Genomic DNA, 24781 nt, shown 5'->3' on the forward strand with positions numbered 1-24781 from the left:
TCTTTGATAAAATTAATTTGATTCATTTTTTTGTACTGATATTAAGTTATTTTTGGAATATCTTAATTTTATTTGTATGAAAATATTTATCAGTAATATAGTAGTAAAATAAGCCAGTACTTGTAGCCCGTTAGGTCTTGCAATATAACCGGTAACAATATGTAAGATTTTACCTATCATACTTCTATCTGCTACTAACCATGAACTATCCCAAAGTTGATCGGATAAAAACATAATTAGACCGGAAGAGGTTAAAATACCTGCAGCACTTGCTGCAAATCCGCCTGCTATTAGCATTAATAATATGGTAGAGATTTTAAAAATATATTTTTGATTAGCAATCTTAATGAAACCGAAATATATTACTAAACCAAGTAAGAAGCCACTTGTAGCACCTATTATCACTCCTTGCAAGTAAATACTGCTTGATATTGTTTCAACTGAAGATATACTATATACTAAAATAATAATTTCTGCACCTTCTCGTAATATAGTAGTGGCAACTAAAAAAAACAACATGAAATAACTGGCATTACCTTCATGAATTTTTACTGATAAGTCGTTTATATGTTGCTTTACTTTTATACCGTAACCTTGCATCCATATTATTGTCCAGCTAATCAGAATTGTTATTAATATCATAATTCCGGAATCGAATAACTCGTCGCCTATTCCGCCAAAAGATAAAGATAATTTACGTGTAAAAAATGCAAAAATTGAAGCAAATACTACTCCAAGCATTACTCCAGCAATAATATAAAGACGAGATTTTTCTATTTGTTTTGTTACGACGAGTATTACACCAAGTAATAAGGATATTTCTAAACATTCACGAAACACTACTAAAGCAATTTTAAACATATTTTTTATCTAATCATTAACAATTATAAAACCCTGAGCCGTATCTTGATGAAAATCTCCAAAAAATTCATATTTTCCGGACTTGAGAGGTGCAAGTATAATATGTATTGACTCATTTGGCATAACTATTTTTTCACGATGTAAATCATGACTTTCAAACTCTTCTACCGTATCATCTTCATTATGAACAATTAACCTTATCTTAGTCGATTTTGGTACTTCAACTATATTCGGAACAAATTTATGATCTTGTATAGCTATCTTTACTTCTAATATATTATCGTTTGTTTTATTCTCGGAACTCTTACTTGTAGAGATATAAATAATTACTGCTAAAAATATTAAACCTACTAATATAATAATATTTTTGTTTTTTTTAATAATTTCCATACTATAATTAAAGTTTAAAGTAAGATGCTTATATACTCAATTTGAGTTTTAAATTTTTAATAATTACAAAATTTATCCTGCAATTTTTATTAATGCTATAAGATATACAATTATTATCATTGTGACAAGGATAGATAATAAAATATAATTTTTTTGTCTTTGAATTTTATTTTGTTTCATATTTATTTAATTTTGTTTAAAGTCTCCTAGTTCAAGCAAAAGATATTCATTTGTCGGTAATGATTCATGAGAAATAATTTTATTTATGTTAGAACCTAAAGTTTTAAATGTTTTGCCTTTAGCAATAACACTGCGTGTTCCAATCGTTACTTTACCTTGCAAGGCGTAAGAAAAAATTAAAGGATATGTAATATCGCCGATTTTCATATCTATTTGTTGTCCCTTTGCTTTTGAATCATATAGTATTTTACCGTTTGATAAGCGAGTAATTTTAGCATTAAAGCTTACTTTTTCACCACATAATAAAGGAACACGATAAGCTATCTCATCGTCATAAATTTTAACTTCATTACTTTTAACAAAATTTTGCGGTAATATGGATTTTAAAATTACATTAACTTTATAATTATAAGCATCATCGAAGATAATATTATTACTATTATTAACAGCATATTTTGCCGGAATAATAGCTTCTCGTGCTTCTCCTACCATCATACCGATTATTACATTATCTAAGCCAAGCATTACAGGAGCAGAGCCTAAAGTAAAAGTCTTAGTATCTTCAGATATTAAAGTATTGTTCATATCTGATATTTGATAAAATACGGTAACTACATGTCCGCAAGAAGCGGGACCGATATTACCGCTACCAAGCGTATTAATTTTGAACAGTGTTTTTACTAAATCCTTACGTACTTCAATAGTGTAATCATTAGGATTGATAGGTCCATTTAACGGTTGTAAAATATTTTCAAAAAATGCTTTCCCTTCTTCGGTTTTAAGAGCATTTATTACTATTTTTGAAACCGTACGTTCAAATAAGTTGCCGTTTAATGAAATAGGAGGTTCATTATTTATACTAGTTTGGTTTTCATCGGTAGATGAATTATTTGAAGCCGTTTGCTCTACAGTTGTAAGATTATTGTTGTCGGGAGATATTTTTAACTTTACTATATTGTAAAGTATTAGAATTACAATTATTAAAGATAAAAATTTTTGCATATATATATAATATTTTTAGTATAACAAAGTTTACTATAACAATCAATTACTTAATAATCAAATGAGAATAAAAATAATTTGATTAATAAAAATAATTGATTTAAATTTAGATGCAGAATTTTATAAATATAGCGGTGAAAAGTGAAAAAATTTATATTTTGTTTTTTATGTTTATGGACATTAAACATATTTGCTGCTTCTAAAACTTACCCTAATAAGCTTAATCGTTGTAAAATTACTAGAAATATATTTAATGATTATGAACCGAAAGTTTTTGAAACTACTAATAATTTATTACGTAAAACAGGAAGGTTATCAAAATTTTACGGTGAAAGGATATTAATTAAAGGAAAAGTATTAGATCAAAATTGCGTGCCGGTTGCGGATGCTAAAGTTTATTTATGGCAAGCAGGAAGCGGGGGTAAATATCCTTACGAACCTTTAAAAACTAGAGTTGATAAAAGAAGATTTACAAGTAAAAGCGATTCAAGTTTTACCGGTTCCGGTATTGCTACTACTAATAATAAAGGAGAATATTACTTTATTAGTATGTTGCCTTATACATCTTCTCGTTATTTGAGAAGTGCAAATATAAGAATAGAGCATCCTAGTCTTACTACTCTCGAAACACGCTTAGACTTATCTGATCAAAATATGTGTGATAATGAGTGCGGTGAAGTAAATCCGATATTGATCGAACCGCAAGAAAATATGCCGTCTTATTGTTTTGACTTAGTTTTGCAAGGTACGACGCTTAAGAGGTATTGATACAGTACGTCATTGCGAGGAAAATGACGAAGTAATTTGACGAAGCAATCTCAGGATATTTGACGAGATTGCCACGCAGTCTACGACTGCTCGCAATGACGTTTTGCCTCTTTCTGCGGTGCTTCTAAAGGCTTTTTTATACCACAACTACATAATGTAAGTGCTAATACGAATAAATAAAATGTCTTCATTACTATAAATTATTATATGACCTTAAGAAATTATAATAAATATCTTATATGTATTATAGTATTTTTATTATCTATAATAATTTTTATTCCTAAAATTCATGCTAGGCTCTATGAGCATCCTAAGGATAAATTAGCATTTTTAAGAGGTTCAAGCGTTCCTGATAATATAATTTTTTTTGATGAAGAAAAAAATCAATATTCTCTTGATCAGTTTGAAGGAAAGACTATATTGTTAGTGTTTTGGGCTACTTGGAGTGCTCCTTGTGTCAAAGAAATGCCTGACCTTGATATGTTGCAAAAAGATTTTAGGAAATTACCTTTTTCAGTAATTCCGATTTCAGAAGATTATCAAGACATAAAAGTTGTGAAAGAATATTTTAAAAGCTATCAAATAAGATATTTGCCGATTTATCATGATTATAGAAATGAATTATTTAAAGCCTTATGGGTTGTTAGTTTGCCGACTAGTATATTAATAGACCCAAACGGCAAAATAGTAACTAGCTTTGTTGGCAATACAAATTGGTATGACGAAAAGGTTAGAGGTACTATTTTATCTGCCATTTCCGGAAATTATCCTGAACCTAAAAATAGTTATAACGCACAATCTCTGAATAAACCGGCTAAGCCTTTGCTGCCAATACAAAAGGATGCTCTATAGTAACTCCAAGTAAAATAGACGAAGTGTAATTTGGAAAAGAGCAAGGAGTCTATAAGGCGAGGAGCGGAGCATATACTTAATAGGTGAGTACCGCAGATCTTATAAGACAACATAGCCAATTTTTCAAATGAAACGAGTATATTAAATTAAAAATGAGTAAAATTAATGAATGAAGTAAATAAATCGACTATGGCGAATGCTGAATTTGATCAGATAATAACCAAACGACAGATAAGTAAATTAGACCAATTATTTGCTTCGGTTTTTGGTAATTCTAAAGAGGTGATTGCCGTTTTACGCCTTAGCGGTGTTATCGGTAAAGTAAGTACTATGCAATCGGGACTTACGTTAGAATCATTAAATGCACTAATAGAAAAAGCTTTTAAAATAAAGAAATTAAAAGCATTATGTTTAATTATTAATTCTCCCGGCGGTTCTCCGGTACAATCTGAACTTATTGCAAAACGTATTCGTGATCTTGCTGAAGAAAATAAAATAAAAATTTATAGTTTTATTGAAGATATGGCGGCTTCAGGCGGATATTGGCTGGCTTGCAGCGGTGATCGGATATATGCTTTGCCGAGTTCGGTTATCGGTAGTATCGGAGTAGTATCAAGCGGATTCGGTTTTCATGAAGCAATTAATAAACTTGGGATAGAGAGAAGAGTTTATACGGAAGGCAAGAATAAATCAGTATTGGATCCGTTTAAACCTATTAATAAAGATGATCTTAAAATTATCAAAGATTTGCAAAAGCAGGTTTATGAACATTTTATAGAATATGTAAAAACAAGAAGAGCAGGAAAGTTAACTCAGCAAGACGAAATTTTATTTAACGGTGAATTTTGGGCAGGGCAAACGGCGCTTGATTACGGCTTAATTGATGGCATAGGTGATATATATAGCGTAATGAAAGAAAAATTCGGTGATAATATTAAGTTTCAATATCTGTGTGCTAAGCAACCTTGGCTTAAAAAGAAACTTGGCATGGGAAGTAAGATATTAACCGATAATCTTGCTAATTCTTTAATTGATGCGGTAGAAAATAAAATTATTAACGATAAATTTGATATGAAATAATATGACAATAACACAAGTTAAAATTAAAAAACTAGAAAATTTTTCCGGCAGTTTGCCGGAATATGCTACAGAGCATAGTGCGGGGATGGATTTAATAGCCGCAAACGAGCAACCTATAACAATAAAAGCAGCCGCAATACAGCTAATTCCAACAGGCATCGCTATAGCACTACCGGATTCGTTTGAAGCCCAAATAAGACCCCGTTCGGGTCTTGCCGTTAAACACGGTATCACGGTTGCTAATTCACCCGGTACTATTGATGCAGATTATCGAGGTGAAATAAAGGTCATTCTTATTAATCTCGGTAAAGAAGATTTTATTATAGAAAAAGGCATGCGAATTGCACAGATGATAATCGCAAAGTACGAACGTATATTATGGGAAGAAAGTAGTAGTCTTATGGAAACGATGCGTGGTAGCGGTGGCTTTGGTTCGACCGGTGTTTAGTGGGTATCTATGTCATTCCCGCGTAGGCGGGAATCCAGAAAAATAACCTTAATATTGATACAAAAATTACATATTAGATAAACCTATAAAAAATAAGTTTTTTATAGGTTTTACTGGATTCCTGCTTTCGCGGGAATGACATTAACGAGCCATGCAACAACGCTTTTAGTAGCTCGTAATGACTATTAGGTATCCACGCAACAAATCATAAAACTTATGAAAATCACAATAAAATTGTTAACCTCTATATTGTTGTTATTAGCTTTGAAAGTAAATGCTAATTCTGATGCTGTAGATAATGTTAAACAAGTTTTTACCTATATCGATCAAAAAAATTGGTCACAAGCCGAAGATTTAGCTTTAGAAGTAAATAATAAAATTTTAACAAAAATTGTACTTTCTCAGAAATATTTAGATAATAAATATTCAGATAATAGTTTTGAACATGTAATAAGGTTTTTATGCAATAACCCGGATTGGCCTCAAAATAAGCTGCTTGAAGAAAGAGCAGAAGAATATCTAAATAATAATACAAATAAAAAAGTAATTGTTGATTGGTTTAGTAAACATTCTCCTCTTACCGGCAAAGGTTATAAATTTTATGCAGCAGCTGCAAGTAGTTTAATCAAAGATCAGAAGATATTACTACCTATTATTAAAGAGGCTTGGGTATACGCCAATTTCACTCCTGAAGAAGAAAATGCATATTACAATAAGTGGCATAAATATTTAACTGCCAGTGATCATTTAGAGCGAATAGAAGAACATTTATGGAAAAATGATATTAGATCTGCTGAGCAATCCCTGAAATATGTAGAGCAAGGTTACCGTAATGCTTTTAAAGTCCAAATTGCGATTATAGGTAAATCGCCAAATGCTGAAAAGCTTTTTAAAAGTGTTCCTGAAAAATACTATACTTCCGGTTTATTATATCGTTATTTAGATTTTAAAAAAATGCAAAAGCCGACAAAGGAAATTATTACTTTGTTTAAGAAAGCTAAAAATAACCGTAAACATTTTGCTAAATGGTGTCGTATTCAGTCCTATTATGCTCGTGAATTCATCGAGTACAAAGATTTTGCTAATAGCTATAGAATGGCAACGCTTCCTTTTGCTACTTGTCCTGAAACTATAAGGGAGCAGGAGTGGCTTGCGGGCTGGCTTTCTTTAAGTTTTTTAAAAAAGCCTGATCAAGCATTAGTACATTTTAATAAGTTTATTAAAGTTGTTAAGACTCCGATTAGTTTGGCACGTGGGTTTTATTGGCTCGGTCGTACTTATGCAGCAAAAGGCGATAAGCAAATGGCTAGAAAATTTTACGTGCAGGCAGCTAAATATTCTTTTACCTTTTATGGGCAGGTAGCAAATATTGAATTAAATAGGACAAAGTTAGTTTTACCTCCTATTCCCGTAATAACTTCTGAAGAAAGGAAAATTATAGAAAATAAAGAGATTATTAAAGCAATAAGGTTATTGGTTAAATATAATAAAAACTACTTAGCCCTGATATATTCCAAAGCAGCAATGAAAAATACTAAAAATTCTGCAGAAATTCAAATAATTGCGAATATTATTAAAGCCAATAATAATACTAATCATATGGTTGAGGTGGCAAAAATTGCTGCCCAAAATAATGCTTTTATTCCGGATTGTGCTTTTCCAACGCCTTATAATCTAGTAGGTTTGCCTATCCCACCTCATTTAACTTATGGCATAATTAGACAAGAATCGGTTTTTGATCATAAAGCAGTAAGTTATGCAAATGCTATGGGTCTCATGCAACTTATTAAAGGTACTGCTTGTGATACCGCAAGATCCATAAATGTTAAATGTAATGTAGCAGACTTAACTAGAAATCCGGTATATAATATTAAACTTGGTGCGCATCATTTCAAAAAATTATTAGATAATCATAAAGGTTCTTATATTCTATCCATTGCTTCTTACAATGCCGGAAGTCATAATGTAGTAAAATGGATAGATAGGTTTGGTGATCCAAGGGATATAAAAGATACAAGAAAAGTTATTGACTGGATAGAACTTATACCTTATCGAGAAACAAGAGATTACGTTCAAAGAGTACTTGAAAATGTTCAGATTTATCGGGTGATCTTAAATAAGAATAGTAGTTTGTACTTTAAGCGTGACTTACATGCTTGTGATATAGCAAAAAGTTAATTTCTATTAGTGTTTTATTTTGACATATAGTAATATATAAGTATAACATCGACACTAATTAAAAACTATGAATTAAGGAGGAGAGTATGAAAAAATTAGAGCAACACTTTAAAAAACATCGCAATGATAACGATATTCAAGTAAAGAAATATAAAGACGATCTTAATGTAATCGGCATTAGATATGACCATAAATTTGCACATGTTGCAGTTCCAAATCATGCTACCGGTGGTTTTGAATATTTTAAATGGGATTGGATGACAAGCATTACGGGTAGTCATTCAGAAATAGTACCAATATTTAAGAAAATAGTAAGCATTTTAAAAGAAGCTCAAAGTAACCCAGCCCAGTATGAAAACTTAGTATCTAACTTGGATGCTAGTACTAAAAATGCACTTGAGGTTACTATTAGGAGTAATAATATTACTGTACCGATACAAGACACTAATAAGGTAATGTCAGAAATATTATCAGGAATGCAAACATGGCTAGATACAAAAAGTCATATCCCTGTGGACCTTAAACAACAATTCTTAGATTTAGGTTCTAATCATTTAGAACTATTCATAAAAGCTGCTTATAACAAATTTAACAATAAGTGGATAGTTAAAGAGTTTGTTGATAATGCTGTAAAAACTGGAGAAGAAGGTAGAAAATATCTAGCTGATTGTGATTGTAGTTCAACTGACCAGCTATGGACAAAGCTTGTTGAACCTATAATAGAAAACCTTAGAATAAGCGAAAATTCAACTGATAAATCTGAAGATGATGAAATATCAGAGGCTTCGGCGAATAAACTTGGAGCAAAAGTAAAGACTTTAGCACTATCTAATACTCATGAACTACCAGCACAAAAAGAAGCATTAAAGCTTGTATATGATATGAGGAAAGGTAATATAGATAAAGCAACTGTTGTTCAGAACATTAATTTTTTTGGTCAAGACGATACTGTATTAGGTGGGTCTGTAGAATATAGTGGCCTTACTATTGACCAAATCAAGGCTAAAGCAGTAGAGATTGCCGGTGATGATGCTGTTTTAGAATAGCTTCTTAAGGTTATTCGCATTTTCTATGTTATGTCTGTCCCTAGCTAAAATGGGAATCCAGTGCTTGCCTCTGTCATAGCGTGGCTTGTCCACGGTATCTAGAAAAAATAAAATAAAGACTGGATGCCGTGGTCAAGCGCCACGGCATGACATAGTAGGTTTACCTGTTCAACAATACCTATCAATTATATTCATGATTCTTAAAAATATATCTTTACTAATAATATTATTTTTTTCAATATCAACTTTTTCTGCTGGTCATAGTCTAAAAAATATCTCTATTACTGTTGTTGCTCCGGCAACAGGAGCGGATAATAAAACCTTGTCGGATTTAAAAAATATTAATGGACTAAATTTACAAATTTCTTCTAAGTGTTTTGCTAAAGGTAAGCTACCCTTTCTTGCAAGTAGCGATGAAGTAAGATTTAATTGCCTGCGGGATGCATTATTTGATGAGTCTGATAATATAGTATGGAGTTTACGAGGTGGTTACGGCTCTGCGAGAATAATTCCCGATTTACTAAAGCTATCAAAACCAAATAAAGAGAAATTCTTTATAGGATATAGCGATATAACAGCGTTACATCTTTTTCTATCACAAGAATGGGGCTGGAAAACTATTCACGGCAGTAATATAGCCGATCTCTTAAAGCCGGAACAAGATCAAGGTAATTTTACCAAGCTTGCTGAAATATTAAAAGGTAAAGTAAAGCAGGTTACTATAGATAATTTAGTGCCTCTTAACGATATAGCAAAATCAAGTGATCTTGTTAACGGCAAACTAACAGGTGGTAACTTAACTATGGTGCAGACTAGTATAGGAACGAGTTGGCAAATAAAGACTAAGGGCAAAATTCTTTTTTTAGAAGATGTGAATGTAGTTCCTTTTAGATTAGATCGTGAGCTTTTACACTTAAAGCAAGCAGGGTTACTTGAGGATGTTAAGGCTATAATATTTGGTTCATTTGGTAAAGATCTTGATGCCACAATGTTAGTGCTTCGTAATTTTGCAGATAGTTTAGATATACCGGTATTTAAAACAAATAGATTCGGTCATGAAAAAATTAACGATCCGATTATTTATAATACGAATAGTAAGATTATTAAAAGTAAAGAATTTAAGTTAGTGATGGGGGTGTAAGCACTATTGCGAGCAGTTGCTAAGCCGTTATTGCGAGCGACTGAAAGCCTTGTTGCATGGTTTGTTTATGTCATATTCCCGCGTAGGCGGGAATCCTAGGGTAAAGCGAGATAAATCGAGCTTTAAAAAAAGTTTTAAAGTACTGGATTCCTGCCTATGCGGGAATGACATAATTAGCCTATCGACTCAAATGCAAATAATCATTATACTTTGATAAATTCAAATCATAAGAAAAGAATTGATTTGTAATATAATGTTCAAGTAATTTTACTAATCCTGCTTTATGTCTATTTAAAGTCTCAATGCTTAAAGTTATTTCCGTTGTGTGCACATAAGGTTCGGTACTAGTTATTTTTACGTAGGCGATAGTAATATTGTTATTTATAACTGGATTCCTGCTTTCGCGGGAATAACACAAAAGGGGCTGGGGATGACATAAAAGGGACAGAGAATTACATTTCGTAAATCCGTTTTCTAGTAACATCAAACTTTCTATGATAAGTTGCGGAGAGAGTCCAAGCTCTATTTCTTTCTTAGTCGGAATAGTACCGGTCTTATAATCTAGTATAGTGATATTGTTTGATTTACTTATTTCAATTCGGTCAGCTATACCGATTATTTTTATATCTTGACCTACAATATTTAGCCGTAACTCCCCTTTGGTTTCAAAATAGATTTCTTTGCAGTTTTTTCGGCGTTCTATATCAAATAAAATAAAAGCTTTGCTGAAAGCCGTGAGTTTTATTTGCCAAGTTTTTTTTGTGTAGCTTGGTAAAATAGTGCTATATAAAATATGATTACCGATATTTATTAAAGCATTTTGTTTATCAAGCAAATTTAAATTAATATATTGTTTGTCGTAATTTTTAGAATATTCCTCTAAAACTTTATGAATCAAATTACCGAAATCCGATATTTTAGGTTCTTCCCATATATGATCTTTTTTACGTAGTCCAAGAATTTTCTTAGCATAAAAACCGTATGGGTTTTTTATTAATGTTTCTATTTCGGTTACTGATAAGGTGGTTGGGAAAGAGGGGCTGTGGATCTCAATACTCTTGTCATACCGTGGCTTGACCACGGTATCCATATAATTACTGGACCCCGTGATCAAGTCACGGGGTGACACAGAACCTTTTTCTAGCTTCAAAAATAAATTACTCGGCACTGACAGTTTCCCATCATATTTTTTAGCATTCAGTATAACTATTTGCTTATTTTGTAGAAATAAATTGAAGTAATCTGAATATAGAGTAGGGGCAATTTCATCGTAATCTATATTTAGTATCTGCAATGCTTGCTTGCTAAGCCATGGGTGAGCTTTAGCACTAAGTGTCCAGTTTTCATTATTAAAATGCGGTAATATAATTAAGTCAAATTCACATAATGCTAAATCTTCAGGCCGTCCTATAATAATACTAGCAGCGTCGGTATTTTTGTAATACTTGATATTAGAAAGTAAAAAAGAAAAAATTTTAGGAAAATCCTTTTTATCCGTTGAATTTATATATTTACTATATGCAGTTAAATTTGTTAAAAACTCAAGTAGTTCTGCTCCTCCTTCTTTTTCCCAAATAGTAGGCAAAAGTTTTTCAGTTATTTCTTTAGTTAAGGTTAGAATAGCTTGTATATTGTGTGGAGTATCGGTAAATAAAATATCTATTAAGTTACGGCAATACTCTCTTATATCCTCATTATCAAATTGTAATTGCAATAAATATTTCGGTGAGGATATAAAACGGTTTTTATTAGATAGCATTAACTCTAACTGCTGCACAGTAGGGCAGTTAATTAAAGGATTTTTAAGTAATAAAAATAGAAGTTTTAAATCAAAATTATTACATAATATTTTAATAATGGACGTTAGTAATTCACCTATATTAGTAAGCCTTAAGTCATTACCTAGTAGATCTTCATATTTGTCTAAAAAATTACAATATACTCTTTTAAGCTTATTATTATTTGTAACGATTGCAATCCGTCTGTCTTTATTACGGCTACATATATAAGATATTTGTTTAGTTTCTTCATAAATGTCATTAGGTTCATAATAAGATATACCATCGCTAATCTGCTTGGAGGCAGGATTATAGTGAATTATGTAATCCTTTAATTCTTCTTCAAATCTTTTAAAAAAAACATTAGGCTTGAATATTCCGGCGAGTATTACCTGCTTATGTCCTGTTTTTATTTTTATTATTTCTTCTTGTAATAGCTTTAATTTATAAACTGCTTTAGTTTGTTTTTGAGTAAACGATATTTCTTCTTGCCATCTTAAAAAGCAATATTCTAGAAATTTATAAATCTTTTGCCAATAGTTAGAATTGTTATAGACTTCAATTAATTTTATATCGATATTATTGATTATAAGATCATTAAACAATTTTCTTAAAAGTTCTGCAGCTTTTAATGATTCATTTTTATTCAAAGGTAATTCTTTATATTCGGTGATAATTGATGATAAAATAAGTAATTCTTCTATTTTAGATATATAATCCGAATCGATTTTTTTTGAAATAAGAGAATTAAAAGGAATAATGATAGGTAATTTAATTTTATATTTATCGGTTAAAATCTTCTTTAATTCTAGGCATGAGAAATTATTAGGCAATATTATTTGAACTTTTGTATCTTTACCTAATTTATCAATGATATACTCAGCAAAACTTTTCAAAAAAGAATAATCAGCAGTCATAAATAATGTTTTTGACGATAATATAGCAGATCAAAGGTCCGAAATCTTATTTAAAATGATAATATAGTACAATAAATAATATTTGATTATTAGTTTTTTATTAAGTATCTTTAAATATTTTAATATAAATTTAATAAATAAGGTATCATATGAAAATTTTTATTATATTATTTACTATTATAGTCTCTATAATATCACGAGCTTATGCTAATAATTTAAACTCACATATAGCTTATTGTGATAATATACAAGTAGAACAACAAGAAGATTTGGTAATACAAAAATTGGTTAAACTATTTGTGACTGAAATGAATTGTATTATTAGCGGCTGTTTACAACAATGGGATGAAGATAATCGGGTAAAATATTCAATTGCTTGGCAAGAACAATGTGGACCTGTAATTTATGGTCAGTATCAACTAGAAGGTAATGGTAGAGGTTCTACTTTCGTATATGAACGCTCTAAAAATTCCGTATGTTGTTGGCCGTTTGGATATGAATATAATAAAGCGTTTGTAATATGTTCATCTAATGATGTTAAAAACTAATATTTACTTACTCACTTTTACGAATTCTTTAAATAATTCTAAATCTACTCCATTATCGTTAAGATATTCAGGATGCCATTGAACGCCGATAACAAATTTATGTTTCGTTGATTCAATGGCTTCAATTATACCATCTTCTGCTGTTGCAGATACGATAAGATCATTACCAAGTTGTTTAGCAGCCTGGTGATGAGTCGAATTAACCATAGTTTGTAGCTGGTTATTAGCTATTTTAGCAAGTTTAGTATTTGCTTCTATATTAATTGCATGCGAAACGATGTTTTTAGGCGAAGGTTGTGTATGATTAATTACAGTTTCAATATAATCGGGAATATGTTTAATAAGCGTACCCTTAAAAATAACGTTTAATAACTGCATACCTCGGCATATTCCTAAAACCGGAATATCTCTCTCTAATGCTTTCTTTAAAACTAATATCTCAAAATTATCACGTTCTTCATTGGAAACTACTATATCTTCGGCGTATTCCGGCTCATAAAATTTAGGATGTATGTCCTCATCACCGCCTGGCATTACAACACCATCAACAAGTTCCATAAGCTGATTTATTGTATCACTTTGATAAGGTAATAATAGCGGTACACCGCCGGCTGCAATAATCGCATCGGTATAGTTTCTTCGCAAGGCGTACCATGGAAAAGCAGCGTAAGTATATTTTTCACAATTTTGAGCTAAATCAGGTGTAACACCTATTATCGGTTTTTTATACATTTTATTATCATTTTATTATTTTTCTGTTAGCTATGTCATTCTTCATAGTACCGGACAGTTCATAAAGGTCCTATCATTGCAAGCCAGCATTTATGCTGACGTGGCAATCTCAGGAGTTTTTTTATATTATCTTATGAGATTGCCGCGTCGTTGCTAACGCAACTCCTCGCAATGATGATGACTTGGCATCCACGCAGCAAAGCCACTATTACCCCTCAATATGCGGTGGTGTTTCAAAAGTATGGAACGGTGGTGGTGAGGTAAGTGTCCACTCTAATGTGTCTGCTCCTTCTCCCCAAGGATTGTTTGGACAATCTTTGCCGTATTTTAGCGTATAGAAAACGATAAATACAAAATAAAGGGCAGCAAACATAGAAATACCTGCTCCTATCGACGAAACCATATTCCAGCCGGCGAAAGCTTCAGGGTAGTCCGGTATTCTTCTTGGCATGCCCGCAAGACCTAAGAAATGCTGCGGGAAGAAAGTTAAATTAACGCCTATAAAGGTAATCCAAAAATGAATTTTGCCTAAAATGTCCGGATATTGTTTACCAGATATTTTGCCAAACCAATAATAAAAGCCTGCAAATGCCGTAAATAAAGCACCGAGCGACATCGTATAATGGAAATGTGCAACAACATAATATGTATCGTGCAGAACTCTGTCAAGTGCCGAATTTGATAGGATTATGCCGGTTACGCCGCCGATCGTGAATAATATAATAAATCCTATCGAAAATAGCATAGGAGTTGGGAATGTAATCGAACCACCCCACATAGTCGCTATCCAGCTAAATATTTTAATACCCGTAGGAACTGCTATAATCATCGTTCCGGCAGTGAAATATATAAGTGCATTATAAGAAAGCCCAACAGTAAACATATGGTGAGCCCATACGATAAATCCAACAAAGCCTATGATCACCATAGCCCCGATCATACCTTGATAGCCGAATATAGGTTTGCGTGAAAAAGTTGAAATAACTTGACTTACTATACCAAAGCCTGGAAGTATTACGATATATACTTCAGGATGACCGAAAAACCAAAATAGATGCTGAAATAATACAGGATCACCGCCGCCGTCAGGCTTAAAGAAAGTAGTTCCAAAATTACGATCTGTAAGTAGCATAGTAATAGCTCCACCAAGTACCGGCATCGCAAGAATTATTAGAAATGCGGTAACTAAAATAGACCAAACGAATAACGGCATCTTGAAAAGGCCCATTCCCGGAGCTCTCATATTAAAGATAGTAACGATTAAGTTAATTGATCCAAGGATTGACGATAGACCGGTTAAATGTAAACTGAAAATGGCCATATCAACGGCTGCACCGGGGTGACCGCTTAAATTACTTAAAGGAGGGTAGAGCGTCCAGCCCGTTCCTGGCCCACCGTCAACAAAAGCTGATCCCATAAGTAAAAGAAAAGCAGGCACTAGTAGCCAAAAACTGATATTGTTAAGGCGTGGAAATGCCATATCGGGAGCCCCTATTAACAGAGGTACGAAATAGTTACCAAAGCCACCGAACAAAGCCGGCATAATCATAAAGAATACCATAATAACCGCATGTGCTGTGATAAGCACGTTATATAGCTGGAAATCATGATTTAAGAAAGTGCCGCCGGGCATTGCAAGCTCTAACCTAAAAAGCAGTGAAAACAAACCTCCGACAATTCCGGCAAAAACGGCAAATATGATATACATAATGCCGATATCTTTGTGATTGGTAGAAAAAAGCCATCGCCTCCAACCGTGTGGGGTGTGGTGGCCATCGTGATAAATTTCGGTAGTAGTTATATCCATAATTGTTATTCTGCCTGTTTTAATTGTTCGATATCTGTTTCAACAATTGCCGGAATATTCCGAGTGATTTTATCATAATCCCAATCCCACCATTGAATTTCAAGTAATTGCTCAACTATCTCATCAGGAAATCTATATCTTTGCAGGATTACCGACAACAATACTATACTAGTACCCATAGCAATAGCACAAAATTTTCCTATAATCAATTTAGCAAAATAAGCTCCTCTAACATTTTCATATTCAAATTTCTCAGGGTGATTAGCGTCATTGTAATAAGTGTAATTTCCGACTATTATATTTAGATTATGGATAAAATGTTTTAAAAATATCGTTTCTTTTGCTTGTTTAGGAAAAAGATGGGGATAAGGGTTATTGTGGTTAGTCATATATTAAAAAATTTAAAGTAATAGTTTTAGTTTATAAAATACTTGCGTTATAAATTACCATGCTTCTTTACCTGCTGCATCATCACTACTTAATAATTTCTTGATGTCGATTAGAATCGGTTATATCGTTTAGTAATTTATCTAGTTCAGATATTTTTGTATTATAATTTTCCATAGAACTTCTAAATATAATTAGTTAGCTACCAATTTTGGCTTCTTGCCATTCATAGCAGTCTTATTCTTGCTTGCAATCCAATTGTCGAAATCCTCTTTACTGACTACTTCTATAGCAATCGGCATGAAGCCGTGATGGATGCCGCATAGTTCGGAGCATTGTCCGTAATATACGCCTTTTTTAGCCACTCTTGTCCAGGTCTCGTTTATTCTGCCTGGGACTGCGTCTATTTTAAATCCAAGTGATGGAACGGCAAAACTATGTATTACGTCACCTGCGGTAATGAGAAACCTTACGGTAGCATTTTCAGGGATAACAATTCGATTATCAACATCTAATAATCTTTTGTGGTTAGGTTTTAAATTCTCATCAGAGATCATTACGCTATCAAATTCTAAATTATCATGATCAGGATATATATAATGCCAATACCATTGATAACCTACTACTTTAATAGTTAAATCCGTTTTGGGTATTTTTTCGGCATGACGCAATATTTTAAAAGACGGCACTGCAATAATAACTAAAATTATTATAGGTATTACAGTCCAAATTATTTCTATTAAAACATTATGTGAAAATTTTGCCGGTACGGGATTATTTTTTGCATTAAATCTGATGCATACAAAGCCAAGTAATCCGGCAACAAATAAAACAATAGCTGTTGAGATATAAAGCAGAAAATTATGAAAATGATGTAATTCCTCCATAATCGGACTTGCCGGCGGCTGGAACGTTACTTGCCAAGGTAACGGCTCGGAAGCAAAGCAATTACAGCTAACAATCAAAAAACAAATTAAAGCAATAGACATTTTTCCAAATTTCGCTTTTGGAGGTAATGTATACGTCAATCCGGTACTCGAATCCTCACTTACGCTTTTGTACTCTGCGGTTCGAGGGGAAGTGTCTTCTTTAAATTCCTCTCTATAAGCTGGTTTGGAAAAATGTCTAATAATATTTTTCATAGCACATATAAAGTTATTTACGTTTAATATAAATGGATATACAGTTTTATTAAAGTAAAAATCGATAAATTTTTGTAAAAACTACATATTTTTAATAATATTTGAGCTAGAAAGTGTACCTATATTAGGATGTTGCAGTAAGTCAATAACTTCTATTACTTTCGCATTTCTTAATTTTGCTTGAATTTATTGATTAACTGAGGATCGTGTTTTGTTACGGCGATTACAGAAGGACAAATATTTTGCACTAACCGAGCATAATCATTAAAATCTTGTAGTTTAGGTAATATAAGTACTTTATCAACAAATGTGAAAGAACTTAAAATTTTTGCTCGTTGTAATTGATTATGGATAGGTTGACGTTTTTTATATTTAATAATTGTTTCATCCGGCTCTAAAGCAACGATTAAGTATTTACCGTGTTTTTTAGTTTTGCGTAGAAATTCTATATGACCGTAATGTAAATAAATCAAAACAACCTCCTACTAGAACTATTTTACTATTTATACAGTTTTTATTTAAAGAAATATTCTCATAATATTCTATTTTGGGTAATTTGACAGTATTATGGCTAGATGAGCAGGACATAAGATTTATAAAAATTAATAAAAAATTAATACAAATAGGAAAAGTCTAGGCATAATATGTCTCTATATAAGTTAATGAAAATTAACTTATATAAAAAATTAAATTTTAATCAAAAAAAAACTAATTAAAACAGAAATAAAACAAAATTTTACAATTTTCTATTGTAATTTGTTTGTATATAGTTCATATTATTACTAGTAATGAAAAATTGATTCAAATAATCTTCAGAGCAATTTTAATGAATGATACCGCACTATCTTATGATTTTAATGGCATATTACCATCATCTTTTATTAGTGCACGTCTCAGGAAAATCCTCACCTCTGCCTCCTTATTATTATTTATAGGATTAGTTATTTTTGTCTCTTTTGCTGTTAATAATTATGTTAACAACACTTTATCCATAACTTTAGTACAACCTGATAGTAGTGAAGAAGAAACAATTTCATTTAAAGAAGTAGTAGTAAAAAAAGGCGATACTATAAAGTCAATTTTGATAGAACAACATATCCCTAAAAATGAAATAGACAAAATTGTAAGTTTAATAAAGGAAGGAAAATTATCTTCTGCTCTTAAAATAGGGCAGCAAATTACTTTTGAATATGAAACAAAAATTATCGAAAACGAGGATGAAGATTTAACCTCAGAGGTAGCATTCTTAAATAAAATCGTTATAATTATCGATAAGCTAAAAACTATTGAAGTAATTAGAGAAGGTGATAATTTTAAAGTTGAAGAAATTGTAGTACCTTTAAGTAAAAAAGTTGCTAAATCGTCGGTAAGTATTGAGGCAAATTTTATGTCAGCTCTTAAAAAACTGGGCTTATCGGATAACAGTATAATAGAGCTGATTAATGCTTATGCTTATCAAATCGATTTTCAGCGTCAAATAAAACGCGGTGATACTGCAACCGTAATAACGGAAAAATACGTAACGGAAGATGGTAAATTTTCCCACCACGGTAAAATTCTATATGTTTCATTAAATCTTTCAGGGAAAGAATATAATATATATCGTTATTCTCATGATAATAACGCAAATAATCATGCATTTTTTTCCGAAGACGGTAAAAGCGTAAAAAGAAGCTTACTTAAAACTCCGCTAAAAGTTATAAAAGTTTCTTCACATTACGGTAATAGAAAGCATCCGATACTCGGTTATACTAAAATGCATAGGGGGGTTGACTTTGCAGCTCCAACCGGTACGCCTATATATTCCGCAGGAAACGGAGTTATAACAGAAATAGGTTGGAAGTCGGGTTATGGAAAATTTATTCAGGTAAAACATAGCGGTACGCTATCTACTGCTTATGCGCATGCTTCAAATTTTGCAAAAAATTTAAAAGTGGGAAGTATCGTAAAACAAGGACAAATCATCGCATATGTCGGAAGTACCGGCAGAGCTACAGCTCCACATTTACATTATGAAGTTAAAATTGATGGCAAACATGTTAATCCTATGTCAGTTAAAACAACACCGGGTATAGAATTAAACGGAAAAAATTTAGAGAAATTTAAACAATTTAAAAAAGAAATAAAAACTTTAAGTGTTAAGCTTGATAAGGAATTACAAGCTGATAAAGCAGCCACAGTTTCATTGTAGAGTGAATCCTTGTCATACCGTAATCAACTGGGTGTTGTACGACTCTTATGTCATTCCCGCGAAAGCGGGAATCTAGTAAAATCTATAAAAAACTTGTTTTTTATAGGTTTATTTTATCAAATATATAATTTTGTATTAATATTAAGGTTGTTTTTTCTGGATTCCCGCTTTCGCGGGAATGACATTTACAATTATGCTCCCACTATTAAAAAAACTATATCTCACATTTGCTCGTAGTAGTCGTATAATAATAACCTTAGTGATTATTGATCAGTTAAGTAAATGGTGGTTTATTGATAATTTGAGATGGAAGTCGGGCTTAATGCTTAAGGTTACTTCTTTCTTAAATATGGTTTATACTTGGAATTACGGTATTAGCTTTGGTCTAATGCGTGAATATTATCAATATAGCAATGCTATTTTCTTAATAACGAACACGATTATTGTCTGTTATTTATATTATTTGATGATACGTTCAAAAACGATCGGAAGCTTTGCCGGTTATAGCTTTGTAATCGGCGGAGCTGTTGGTAATCTAATTGATAGATTTTTTAGAGGAGCAGTTTTTGACTTCATCCATTTTCATTATCAGAATTATAGCTTTCCCGTATTTAATTTAGCTGATTGCTTTATTATAATAGGAGTAATTATCTTAATAGAAGATTATTATAGTACTAAAAAAGTTATTGAAGAAAAGGCTAAAGGGAATTATGATAATGCTCAAATTGAAGCTATGGCTGAAAAAATTCGTAATACCGATAAGGGTGGTAACGATAAAATAGCCTCCTTGCAAAATTAAACTTATAGAGAGCAATTTGAAGGAAACACAGAATGCAGAACCGTAGCGTAGTAGACCTACTTGAGGATTCAAGTACCGGATTGACGTACAAATTACTTCTAGAAGTTCATTTTGCAAGGAGGCTATTTTAATTTTAATTTATAGGTGTTTAAGTGAAAAAGATTTTTGTATTATTTACTGTTTTATTAATTACTTCTGCTTGTAGTAAAAAGTTAAAAGAAACCGTAGGTATATCAACAGTTGGACCTAATGAGTATCAAGTACAGCGTGCTAAAGCACTAGAAGTTCCGCCTCATTATTATTTACCTGATCCTGGACATAGCAAAACAACTTACAGTAATGTAAAAGGACAAGGTGAATTTAATGAAGGTGAACAAGCATTAATGCAGGACATGCATTAGTATACTTGATTAACTTCAAAAATTGGCTAAGTCGTTTTACAAGAGCTGCGGTGCTTACGTATTAAGTATATGCTCCGCTCCTCGACTTGTAAACTCCTTGCTCTTTTTGAAGTTGATCAAGTATACCTGTTCTTGAATACTAAGACTGCAATGTTTTTTCAAATTAATTCATGAATTCTCATACAAAACAAAAAATAGGTGTTTTTGGGCTTGGTAAAACTGGTATATCGGTTTACGAGGAATTGCAAAATAAATATGATGTAATTGTTTATGATGATTTAAAAGCAAATAGAGATATATTTGAAGAATTATATAGTAAAACCGCTATCGCTGCTTTATCTGATTCAAGATGGCAAAATTTAGATACAATTGTCTTAAGTCCTGGAATTCCTTTAACGCATGAGATAGTCAATATTGCAAAAAGTTTTAATATTCCAATCACTTCCGATATAGACTTATTATTTGCAAAATCAAAAAACTTAAAATTTATAGCTATAACCGGTACAAACGGTAAAAGTACTACTACTGCTTTAATAAGCCATATCTTAAATAGTAGCGGTTTAGACTATCCGGTTGCCGGTAATATTGGAGTTTCTGCTTTGCAAGCTAAAGCAAGTAAGGATGGATATGTACTTGAATTGTCTTCTTTTCAGCTAGATCTAGTAAAAACCTTTACAGCTAAAATAGCCGTGCTTCTTAATATAACTCCCGACCATTTAGATAGACATCAGGATATGACCTGCTATATTGCCGCAAAATCTAAGATCTTTGATCGAATGGATCAAGAGAGTTATGCGGTAATTAATATCGATAATGATTATTGTCGTGAAGTCTTTATAAAATTGCAGCAAGAGCAGCGTATAAAGCTAATTCCTTTTTCGGTTGCTCAAATTCTTGAAAACGGTATTTCGGTAGTTGATGATAAAATTAGCGCTAATTTTTGTGATGATATAAGTTTTGAATTACAGCATAATTCAGAAAGTTTTAGACAAGATGAATTTCAAGGTGAGCCTGCGGAGCCGGAGTGTATAAAAATACGTGAGCACAGGCAAGACCTGCAAAATTCGCTTGTATCAAGCTTTATGCATTATGCTGTACCTTTTAATAAAAACCTGCAAGGAGTTCATAATTGTGAGAATATTGCAGCAAGTTATGCAGTAGCTAAAATAATAGGAGTAGAACCTAAAAAAATACTTGAATCTATAAGTAGTTTTCAAAGTTTACCTCATAGAATGCAATATATCGGTAGTATAAATAATATAAGTTTTTACAATGATAGTAAAGCGACAAATGCCATATCTGCCGTGCAATCAATTAAAGCACTCGATAATATTTACTGGCTTGCGGGAGGAATTCCTAAAGAGGGTGGTATTGAGGAAATAAAGCCTTATTTCAGTCACATTAAGAAAGCTTATTTTTATGGTCAAGCTAAAGAAATATTTGCAAATACTGCTAAGAATATAGTAGATTTTGTAATATGTGATAATCTTGAGCAGGCTTTCGATCTTGCTTATAAGGATGCAGTAGGTGATAACGCGGAGATAAAAAATATCTTGTTAGCACCTAGTTGTAGCTCATATGATCAGTTTAAGAATTTTGAAGAGCGTGGCGAGTTGTTTATAAAATTGTGTAGTATCCTGTCACTCCGTGGCTTGATCACGGGGTCTAGTTAAAAATACTAAATAATATTAGTATTTTTTATTGTTTTTCTGGATACCGTGGTCAAGCCACGGAGTGACATCGAGGGTGTTTTCCGATCCCTGCAATAACATTATAAATATAGCCATAATTGAATAACTATAATATGCATAACGAAATATCTAATAACTTTATAAAATTATGGTGGCGGAGTACCGATAGGCAAATAATAATTTCTTTAATTATCTTATTTGCTTTTAGTCTAATGCTTGTGACTACCTCAGGTTCAGCAGTAGCAAGTAGAATAGGTCTTGAAGAAAGTTATTTTGCATCTAGACAAATGTTTTATTTAGCTGCCGCTTCAGGACTTATATTATTATTTTCATGTCTTAATAAAAAATGGTTAAGGCGTTTTGCAATAGTTGGATTTATTGCTAGTATAGTTTTATTAATAGCAGTTAAATTTTTTGGCTATGAAGTAAAAGGCGCAGTGCGATGGATTAATATTCTAGGTCTATCTATTCAACCTTCGGAATTTATCAAACCGTTTTTTGCAGTTGTTACAGGCTGGATATTATCGCTAAAATTTAATGATGATTTTCCAAGTTTTACGATTTGTGTAATACTTTATTCTATTGTTGCTATTCTCTTAATGATTCAGCCGGATTTTGGAATGCTTGTAATGATTACGGCAGTTTTTGGTATTCAACTGTTTATTGCGGGTATGCCGATATTTTGGATTGTTTTAGCCGGTTTTTTAGGAATGATAGGAGTAACTATTGCTTATTTTTGGTTACCGCACGTAACGCAAAGAATTAATTCGTTTTTAGATCCAGATAGTAGCGAGAATTATCAAGTTAGTAAGTCTCTTAAGGCGTTTGAGCATGGCGGGTTATATGGACGAGGTCCAGGGGAGGGGGCAGTCAAGCAGGTACTACCCGACTCGCATACGGATTTTATTTTTGCTGTAGCAGGTGAGGAGTTTGGAGCTATTATTTGCCTTATTGTTATAGGTATATTTGCTTTTATAGTATTAAGAAGTCTTATTAAGTTATTAAACGAAACAGATAAATTTGTACAATTCGCTGCTAGCGGTATAATTGCACAATTAGGGCTTCAGGCAATAATTAATATGGGTGTGACTTTACATTTACTTCCTACTAAAGGTATGACATTACCGTTTATTAGTTACGGTGGTTCTTCAACGCTTGCAATAGCTATCGCTACCGGTATGCTTCTTGGCTTTACAAGATACCGAACGCCGTTAAATTCGTACAAAATTCGTAATATTGAAATATGAAAAAAATCATTTTGGTAGCAGGAGGGACGGGGGGACATTTTTTTCCGGCAGTTGCTCTTGGAGAAGAATTAATCAAACGTGGCTATGAAGTTCATTTTATTACTGATTTAAGATGCAAACAATATATAAAGCAGGATATGAAAGTAATTTTTCATATCCTAGATTTAAAACGCTCAGGTAATATTTTCTTGTTTTTACCTAGGTTATCAATTGCAGTTTTAAAGGCTATTAAATTATTATATAATATGAAGCCTTCCGTTACTGTAGGGTTTGGCGGTTATCCTGTTATAGCTCCAATGTTTGCGGCAATTTTTTTAAGAGTACCGATTATAATTCATGAACAGAATTCTTACCTTGGAAAAGTTAATAAATTTTTTGCAAGCTTTGCTAAAAAGATAGCTATTTCTTATGCAAAGATAAAGAATTTACCGGAATTTGCAAAAAGTAAAATAGTAGTTACCGGTGGGGTAGTTAGAGAGAATATTAGGGAATTAAAGGTTATAGAAATGTCGTCCCGTGGCTTGACCACGGGGTCCAAAAAGTCTTTAATAAAAGCACTGGACTCCGTGGTTAAGCCACGGAATGACAAGCTTTTTACAATATTCATCTTTGGCGGTAGTCAAGGAGCTAAGTTATTTTCAGAGCTGATACCTGCAAGTATCCAAATTTTGATGCAAAAACAGCCAAGTCTTGAATTAAATATAATCCAGCAAGCGGCATTAGATGATCAAGTAAAAATAAAAGATATATACTCGAAATTAAACATTACCTATGCATTTGCTGAATTTTTTGATAATATGGCATTGCAATATAAAGAAGCCGATTTAGTGATTTCAAGAGCAGGAGCGTCTACTATAGAAGAATTGACCTATATAGGGTTGCCGGCAATCTTTATTCCACTGCCTAGTGCTGCGGATAATCATCAATATTACAATGCACAATTATTGGAAGATGAAAAAACAGGATGGTGTTTAGAGCAGAATAATATTTCTGCAGGAAAATTAGCAGATAAAATACTCGAATTGATAAGTAATCCAAAAATATTAGAGGATGCTTCACAAAATTTATTAAAAAGAAGAAAAGAAGGGCATAAGCTATTAAGTAACCTAATAGAAGAGGTGATTTAGATTTTGTTTTCCGTCATTGCGAGGAAAGACTGTAAGTTTTGACGAAGCAATCTCGTGCTAAAGTCCTG

At 32.2% G+C, this 24781-nt stretch carries 23 protein-coding genes; 14 read left to right on the top strand and 9 right to left on the bottom strand.

Annotated elements, in window-relative coordinates; translation table 11 throughout:
- Positions 1-12: 12 nt before the first annotated feature.
- The 3 genes from RC_RS02745 to RC_RS02755 all read right to left on the bottom strand — a co-directional run bounded on the left by RC_RS02745 (position 13) and on the right by RC_RS02755 (position 2433).
- The gene (locus RC_RS02745; protein WP_010977176.1) at positions 13-861 is read right to left on the bottom strand and encodes an FTR1 family protein; all 849 of its coding nucleotides are present in this window, start codon (positions 859-861) and stop codon (positions 13-15) included.
- A 9-nt stretch (positions 862-870) separates the two neighbouring features.
- Positions 871-1251 (bottom strand): cupredoxin domain-containing protein, encoded by a 381-nt coding sequence (locus RC_RS02750; RefSeq protein ID WP_010977177.1) that lies wholly within the window; start codon positions 1249-1251, stop codon positions 871-873.
- 186 nt (positions 1252-1437) lie between these two features.
- Complete coding sequence (locus tag RC_RS02755) at positions 1438-2433, bottom strand: FKBP-type peptidyl-prolyl cis-trans isomerase (RefSeq protein ID WP_010977178.1); 996 nt, start codon at positions 2431-2433, stop codon at positions 1438-1440.
- Positions 2434-2574: 141 nt separating this feature from the next.
- On the opposite strand from RC_RS02755, the gene RC_RS02760 reads away from it, so the two are divergent.
- From RC_RS02760 to RC_RS02790, 7 genes are all read left to right on the top strand, one after another.
- The gene (locus tag RC_RS02760) at positions 2575-3201 is read left to right on the top strand and encodes a dioxygenase (protein WP_010977179.1); all 627 of its coding nucleotides are present in this window, start codon (positions 2575-2577) and stop codon (positions 3199-3201) included.
- Positions 3202-3408: 207 nt separating this feature from the next.
- The gene (locus tag RC_RS02765; RefSeq protein ID WP_010977180.1) at positions 3409-4053 is read left to right on the top strand and encodes a TlpA disulfide reductase family protein; all 645 of its coding nucleotides are present in this window, start codon (positions 3409-3411) and stop codon (positions 4051-4053) included.
- Between the two features lie 165 nt (positions 4054-4218).
- On the top strand, positions 4219-5133 hold the full coding sequence (locus RC_RS02770; protein ID WP_010977181.1) for a S49 family peptidase: 915 nt from the start codon (positions 4219-4221) through the stop codon (positions 5131-5133).
- Between the two features lies 1 nt (position 5134).
- Positions 5135-5581: a dUTP diphosphatase gene (gene dut, locus RC_RS02775; RefSeq protein WP_010977182.1), complete on the top strand. Its 447-nt coding sequence runs from the start codon at positions 5135-5137 to the stop codon at positions 5579-5581.
- Between the two features lie 216 nt (positions 5582-5797).
- Positions 5798-7759 (top strand): lytic transglycosylase domain-containing protein, encoded by a 1962-nt coding sequence (locus tag RC_RS02780; protein ID WP_010977183.1) that lies wholly within the window; start codon positions 5798-5800, stop codon positions 7757-7759.
- An 86-nt stretch (positions 7760-7845) separates the two neighbouring features.
- Positions 7846-8805: a hypothetical protein gene (locus tag RC_RS02785; RefSeq protein WP_010977184.1), complete on the top strand. Its 960-nt coding sequence runs from the start codon at positions 7846-7848 to the stop codon at positions 8803-8805.
- 193 nt (positions 8806-8998) lie between these two features.
- A complete protein-coding gene (locus RC_RS02790; RefSeq protein WP_041471720.1) occupies positions 8999-9946 on the top strand; it encodes an LD-carboxypeptidase in 948 nt (315 codons plus the stop codon).
- A gap of 178 nt (positions 9947-10124) precedes the next feature.
- Here RC_RS02790 and RC_RS02795 read toward each other — a convergent pair whose 3' ends face one another.
- Positions 10125-12641 (bottom strand): PD-(D/E)XK nuclease family protein, encoded by a 2517-nt coding sequence (locus tag RC_RS02795; protein WP_010977186.1) that lies wholly within the window; start codon positions 12639-12641, stop codon positions 10125-10127.
- A 149-nt stretch (positions 12642-12790) separates the two neighbouring features.
- On the opposite strand from RC_RS02795, the gene RC_RS02800 reads away from it, so the two are divergent.
- The gene (locus RC_RS02800; RefSeq protein WP_010977187.1) at positions 12791-13189 is read left to right on the top strand and encodes a hypothetical protein; all 399 of its coding nucleotides are present in this window, start codon (positions 12791-12793) and stop codon (positions 13187-13189) included.
- 3 nt (positions 13190-13192) lie between these two features.
- On the opposite strand, the gene RC_RS02805 is transcribed toward RC_RS02800, so the two are convergent.
- The 5 genes from RC_RS02805 to RC_RS02825 form a co-directional block, all read right to left on the bottom strand.
- Positions 13193-13921 carry a gamma-glutamyl-gamma-aminobutyrate hydrolase family protein gene (locus tag RC_RS02805; RefSeq protein WP_010977188.1) on the bottom strand — a complete coding sequence of 243 codons (729 nt, stop codon included), beginning with the start codon at positions 13919-13921 and terminating at the stop codon, positions 13193-13195.
- 208 nt (positions 13922-14129) lie between these two features.
- Entirely contained in the window at positions 14130-15728 is a 1599-nt protein-coding gene (gene ctaD, locus RC_RS02810) for a cytochrome c oxidase subunit I (protein ID WP_010977189.1), read from the bottom strand.
- A 5-nt stretch (positions 15729-15733) separates the two neighbouring features.
- Complete coding sequence (locus RC_RS02815; RefSeq protein WP_010977190.1) at positions 15734-16117, bottom strand: acetyltransferase; 384 nt, start codon at positions 16115-16117, stop codon at positions 15734-15736.
- 192 nt (positions 16118-16309) lie between these two features.
- Entirely contained in the window at positions 16310-17257 is a 948-nt protein-coding gene (coxB, locus tag RC_RS02820; RefSeq protein ID WP_010977191.1) for a cytochrome c oxidase subunit II, read from the bottom strand.
- Between the two features lie 170 nt (positions 17258-17427).
- Positions 17428-17730, bottom strand: a complete 303-nt coding sequence (locus RC_RS02825) for an adenylyltransferase/cytidyltransferase family protein (protein WP_010977192.1) — start codon at positions 17728-17730, stop codon at positions 17428-17430.
- A 353-nt stretch (positions 17731-18083) separates the two neighbouring features.
- Here RC_RS02825 and RC_RS02830 point away from each other — a divergent pair, with 353 nt between their 5' ends.
- From RC_RS02830 to murG, 6 genes are all read left to right on the top strand, one after another.
- The gene (locus RC_RS02830) at positions 18084-19448 is read left to right on the top strand and encodes a M23 family metallopeptidase (protein ID WP_016830741.1); all 1365 of its coding nucleotides are present in this window, start codon (positions 18084-18086) and stop codon (positions 19446-19448) included.
- A gap of 193 nt (positions 19449-19641) precedes the next feature.
- A complete protein-coding gene (gene lspA / locus RC_RS02835) occupies positions 19642-20247 on the top strand; it encodes a signal peptidase II (RefSeq protein WP_041471721.1) in 606 nt (201 codons plus the stop codon).
- Between the two features lie 152 nt (positions 20248-20399).
- Positions 20400-20648 (top strand): DUF3035 domain-containing protein, encoded by a 249-nt coding sequence (locus RC_RS02840; protein ID WP_004995830.1) that lies wholly within the window; start codon positions 20400-20402, stop codon positions 20646-20648.
- Between the two features lie 170 nt (positions 20649-20818).
- Positions 20819-22321: a UDP-N-acetylmuramoyl-L-alanine--D-glutamate ligase gene (gene murD / locus RC_RS02845; RefSeq protein WP_010977195.1), complete on the top strand. Its 1503-nt coding sequence runs from the start codon at positions 20819-20821 to the stop codon at positions 22319-22321.
- A 131-nt stretch (positions 22322-22452) separates the two neighbouring features.
- Positions 22453-23586 (top strand): putative lipid II flippase FtsW, encoded by a 1134-nt coding sequence (gene ftsW, locus RC_RS02850; protein WP_016830743.1) that lies wholly within the window; start codon positions 22453-22455, stop codon positions 23584-23586.
- Positions 23583-24713, top strand: coding sequence for an undecaprenyldiphospho-muramoylpentapeptide beta-N-acetylglucosaminyltransferase (gene murG / locus RC_RS02855; RefSeq protein ID WP_010977197.1), 1131 nt, complete (start codon positions 23583-23585; stop codon positions 24711-24713). Before ftsW ends, murG begins: the two co-directional genes overlap by 4 nt.
- The last annotated feature ends 68 nt before the right edge of the window (positions 24714-24781 follow it).

The organism is Rickettsia conorii str. Malish 7, assembly GCF_000007025.1.
Classification (GTDB): Bacteria; Pseudomonadota; Alphaproteobacteria; order Rickettsiales; family Rickettsiaceae; genus Rickettsia; species Rickettsia rickettsii.

What these genes read in the sequence shown, in the direction of transcription:
- RC_RS02745 (WP_010977176.1), bottom strand. Translation starts at nt 861, where the DNA reads ATGTTTAAAATTGCTTTAGTAGTGTTTCGTGAATGTTTAGAAATATCC.
- RC_RS02750 (WP_010977177.1), bottom strand. Translation starts at nt 1,251, where the DNA reads ATGGAAATTATTAAAAAAAACAAAAATATTATTATATTAGTAGGTTTA.
- RC_RS02755 (WP_010977178.1), bottom strand. Translation starts at nt 2,433, where the DNA reads ATGCAAAAATTTTTATCTTTAATAATTGTAATTCTAATACTTTACAAT.
- RC_RS02765 (WP_010977180.1), top strand. Translation starts at nt 3,409, where the DNA reads ATGACCTTAAGAAATTATAATAAATATCTTATATGTATTATAGTATTT.
- RC_RS02770 (WP_010977181.1), top strand. Translation starts at nt 4,219, where the DNA reads ATGAATGAAGTAAATAAATCGACTATGGCGAATGCTGAATTTGATCAG.
- dut (WP_010977182.1), top strand. Translation starts at nt 5,135, where the DNA reads ATGACAATAACACAAGTTAAAATTAAAAAACTAGAAAATTTTTCCGGC.
- RC_RS02780 (WP_010977183.1), top strand. Translation starts at nt 5,798, where the DNA reads ATGAAAATCACAATAAAATTGTTAACCTCTATATTGTTGTTATTAGCT.
- RC_RS02785 (WP_010977184.1), top strand. Translation starts at nt 7,846, where the DNA reads ATGAAAAAATTAGAGCAACACTTTAAAAAACATCGCAATGATAACGAT.
- RC_RS02790 (WP_041471720.1), top strand. Translation starts at nt 8,999, where the DNA reads ATGATTCTTAAAAATATATCTTTACTAATAATATTATTTTTTTCAATA.
- RC_RS02795 (WP_010977186.1), bottom strand. Translation starts at nt 12,641, where the DNA reads ATGACTGCTGATTATTCTTTTTTGAAAAGTTTTGCTGAGTATATCATT.
- RC_RS02800 (WP_010977187.1), top strand. Translation starts at nt 12,791, where the DNA reads ATGAAAATTTTTATTATATTATTTACTATTATAGTCTCTATAATATCA.
- RC_RS02805 (WP_010977188.1), bottom strand. Translation starts at nt 13,921, where the DNA reads ATGTATAAAAAACCGATAATAGGTGTTACACCTGATTTAGCTCAAAAT.
- ctaD (WP_010977189.1), bottom strand. Translation starts at nt 15,728, where the DNA reads ATGGATATAACTACTACCGAAATTTATCACGATGGCCACCACACCCCA.
- RC_RS02815 (WP_010977190.1), bottom strand. Translation starts at nt 16,117, where the DNA reads ATGACTAACCACAATAACCCTTATCCCCATCTTTTTCCTAAACAAGCA.
- coxB (WP_010977191.1), bottom strand. Translation starts at nt 17,257, where the DNA reads ATGAAAAATATTATTAGACATTTTTCCAAACCAGCTTATAGAGAGGAA.
- RC_RS02830 (WP_016830741.1), top strand. Translation starts at nt 18,084, where the DNA reads ATGAATGATACCGCACTATCTTATGATTTTAATGGCATATTACCATCA.
- lspA (WP_041471721.1), top strand. Translation starts at nt 19,642, where the DNA reads ATGCTCCCACTATTAAAAAAACTATATCTCACATTTGCTCGTAGTAGT.
- murD (WP_010977195.1), top strand. Translation starts at nt 20,819, where the DNA reads ATGAATTCTCATACAAAACAAAAAATAGGTGTTTTTGGGCTTGGTAAA.
- ftsW (WP_016830743.1), top strand. Translation starts at nt 22,453, where the DNA reads ATGCATAACGAAATATCTAATAACTTTATAAAATTATGGTGGCGGAGT.
- murG (WP_010977197.1), top strand. Translation starts at nt 23,583, where the DNA reads ATGAAAAAAATCATTTTGGTAGCAGGAGGGACGGGGGGACATTTTTTT.